The following is a 2,666-nucleotide window of genomic DNA, read 5'->3' on the forward strand; positions in this document are numbered from 1 at the left end:
GGGCGGGGGCGGGGCCCGGCGCCCCTCCCCCGCCCGCGCGCCGCCCGGGTCAGGAGGCGGTGAAGGAGACCTGGTCGACGGTCCAGAAGGCGCTGTTGGTGCCGGTGTAGCGGAACTGGAAGCGGGCGGTGGTGGCGCCGGCGGGGACGGTGACGGGGAGGTTCTCGACGGTGTTGAGGTCGCTGCGGTAGGACTTCACCAGCTGCGGGGCGCCGTTGTCGAAGACCACGTAGACGTCGCCGGTCTGCGGCCCGTCGACCTTGTAGTTCGTGGCGAAGGACAGCACGCCGCGGCTCGCGCCGGAGACCGGGTAGGCGGGGCCGACCAGGGTGGAGTCGAACTGGCCGGCGCCGTGCGCCTTGTCGTCCCACTCGTCGGAGTCGGCGACGGCGAACACGTTGCGGGCGCGCACGTTGGTCTCACGGGACTGGCCGAGCTGGGCGGCCGTCCAGAACTCGTCGGTGGCGAAGGTCCAGCCGCGCCACTCGGTGACCCCGCCGCTGGGCATGCGGGAGTTGTCGATGCTCCAGCCGGCCGGCGGGGTGTGGGTCCAGCCCTTCACCCCGGCCGGGATGCCGCTCTCGTCGGCGCGGGCCTGAAGGCTCGGGCGCAGCGCGTCGAAGGCGTCGGGGGCGATCTCGTCGATCGGGCGGCCGTCGAGCTTCCAGGCGGGGTCGAGGGCGACGCCCTCGTGCTTGAGGACGGTGGGGGCGATGTCGACGGGCTTGACGTCGTAGCGGCGGGAGCCGGGGGCGTAGCCGGTGCCGTTGGCGATCAGGAAGGTCTGGCGCTCGTTGGCGCTGTTGCCGCCGTGGCCGCCGGCGTCGGTGTGGCCGTGGTCGGTGGTGACGACGACCAGCCAGTCCTCCGAGGCGTACGTGGGGCGGGACTTGACGGCCTGGAGGACCTGGCCGACCAGGGCGTCGGCGGAGTGCAGGGCGGCCGCGTACTCGGGGCTGGTGCCGCCGTGGTTGTGGCCGGCCTCGTCGACCTGGTCGAAGTGCAGGAAGGTGGTGTCGGGGTTGCCATGGGCGAGGTAGTCGACGGCGTCGGCGGCGGTCTTGGTGTCGTTCTCGCTCTCCTGGAGGCGCAGGTCGGCGCGGCCGTTGAAGACGTTGCCGGCGATGGGGTTCCAGGAGCCGATCACCAGGGTGGAGGTGGTGGGGTCGGCGTTCTCCAGGCGGGTGGCGAAGTCGGGGAACAGGTCGAAGCGGGAGCCGGTGAAGCTGTTGTCCTTCACCTGGTGCTTGTCGGGCCACGCGCCGGTGGCGATGGTCGACCAGCCGGGGCCGGAGAGGGTGGGGGCCAGCGGGTTGGCGTAGAGGTTGCTGGTGGCGGTCATGCCGCCGGCCATCAGGGCCTTGAGGGCGGGGGCGTCGGCGGTGAGCAGCTTGTCGTAGCGGGTGCCGTCGACGCCGATGACCAGGGTCTTGGCCTGCTTGGTGCCGTTCGGCAGGCCCTGGTAGGGGCCGGCGGCGGCCCCGGTCGCGGCGGGGGCGGCGGCCGTGGCGGCGGTGGTCGGTGCGATCAGCGCGGCGGCGGTGGCGGCGAGGGCCGTGGCGGCGGCGAGGGCGGCGGTGCGGGAGGTGCGCATCGAGGGCTCCCAACTGGTCGTCAGTGCGGTGCAGTTGCACCGGGAGTGAGGATGCGCCGGGCGGGCGAGGACGGACCCTCGCCGGATCCACGGTTGTATGAACAACCGCCGAAATTCAGACCAGACCCGTTACGCTTCCGTGATCGACGGCCCCGGGGCGCCGGGCTCGGCCCGTACGGCCCGGTGCGGCCCGGTGCGGCCCGTACGGCGCTCGGTAGGCTTGCGCGGTGAACCACCCCATCTCCCGGGCCGGCCCCGAAGCCGCCCGCGCCGGCGTCCCCGAGCACGGCCGGGTGCCCAAGTACTACCTGGTCAAGGCGCGGCTGGAGGAGCTGGTCGCCGAGCTCGGCCCGGGCGGGCGGCTGCCCACCGAGGCCGATCTGGCACAGCGTCACGGCGTCGCCCGGGCCACCGTGCGCCAGGCCCTGCGCGAGCTGCTGCTGGAGGGCCGGCTGCGCCGGCAGGGCCGGGGCACGGTCGTGGCCGGGCCGAAGATCGAGCAGCCGCTGTCCCTGAGCAGCTACACCGAGGGCGTCTCGCGCCAGGGCCTGCGCCCCGGGCGCACCCTGATCGGCCTGGACCGGCTGCCCGCCGACGCGGCGGTGGCCCGGCTGCTGGAGGTCCCCGAGGGCGAGCCGCTGTGGCACCTGGAGCGGGTGCTGCGCGCGGACGAGGAGCGCGTCGGGCTGGAGTCCACGTACGTGCCGGTGGCCCGGGTGCCCGCGCTGGACCGGGACTTCGACCCCGAGGGGTCCTTCTACGGCTACCTGCGCGAGCACGGGGTGCGCCTGGGCGCCGCCGAGGAGCGGATCGAGACGGTGCTGGCCACCCCGCGCGAGGCGCTGCTGATCGGCACCCCGCCGGCGCTGCCGATGCTGCTGCTGCACCGCCGCAGCCTGGACGCCGCCGGGCGCCCGCTGGAGCAGGTGCGCTCCCTGTACCGCGGCGACCGGTTCAGCTTCACCCTCGCCCTCGGCGCCCCGGACGGCGCCCCCCGGGTGGGCGGCGCCACGGAGGCGGAGCGGCCGCGGGGGAACTGACGCCGGCACCGGCGGCCGCAGGGGGTGCGGCC

General features: G+C 74.9%; 2 protein-coding genes. One reads left to right on the forward strand and one right to left on the reverse strand.

Annotated features, from left to right (window positions below; translation table 11 throughout):
• Window positions 1–49: 49 nt before the first annotated feature.
• Complete coding sequence (locus ACFRQN_RS40455; RefSeq protein WP_380745636.1) at window positions 50–1,594, reverse strand: alkaline phosphatase family protein; 1,545 nt, start codon at window positions 1,592–1,594, stop codon at window positions 50–52.
• Between the two features lie 227 nt (window positions 1,595–1,821).
• On the opposite strand from ACFRQN_RS40455, the gene ACFRQN_RS40460 reads away from it, so the two are divergent.
• Window positions 1,822–2,634 carry a GntR family transcriptional regulator gene (locus ACFRQN_RS40460; protein WP_375876341.1) on the forward strand — a complete coding sequence of 271 codons (813 nt, stop codon included), beginning with the start codon at window positions 1,822–1,824 and terminating at the stop codon, window positions 2,632–2,634.
• Window positions 2,635–2,666 lie beyond the last annotated feature (32 nt).

The organism is Kitasatospora sp. NPDC056800 (assembly GCF_042789775.1).
GTDB lineage: Bacteria > Actinomycetota > Actinomycetes > Streptomycetales > Streptomycetaceae > Kitasatospora.

What these genes read in the sequence shown, in the direction of transcription:
- ACFRQN_RS40455 (WP_380745636.1), bottom strand. Translation starts at nt 1,594, where the DNA reads ATGCGCACCTCCCGCACCGCCGCCCTCGCCGCCGCCACGGCCCTCGCC.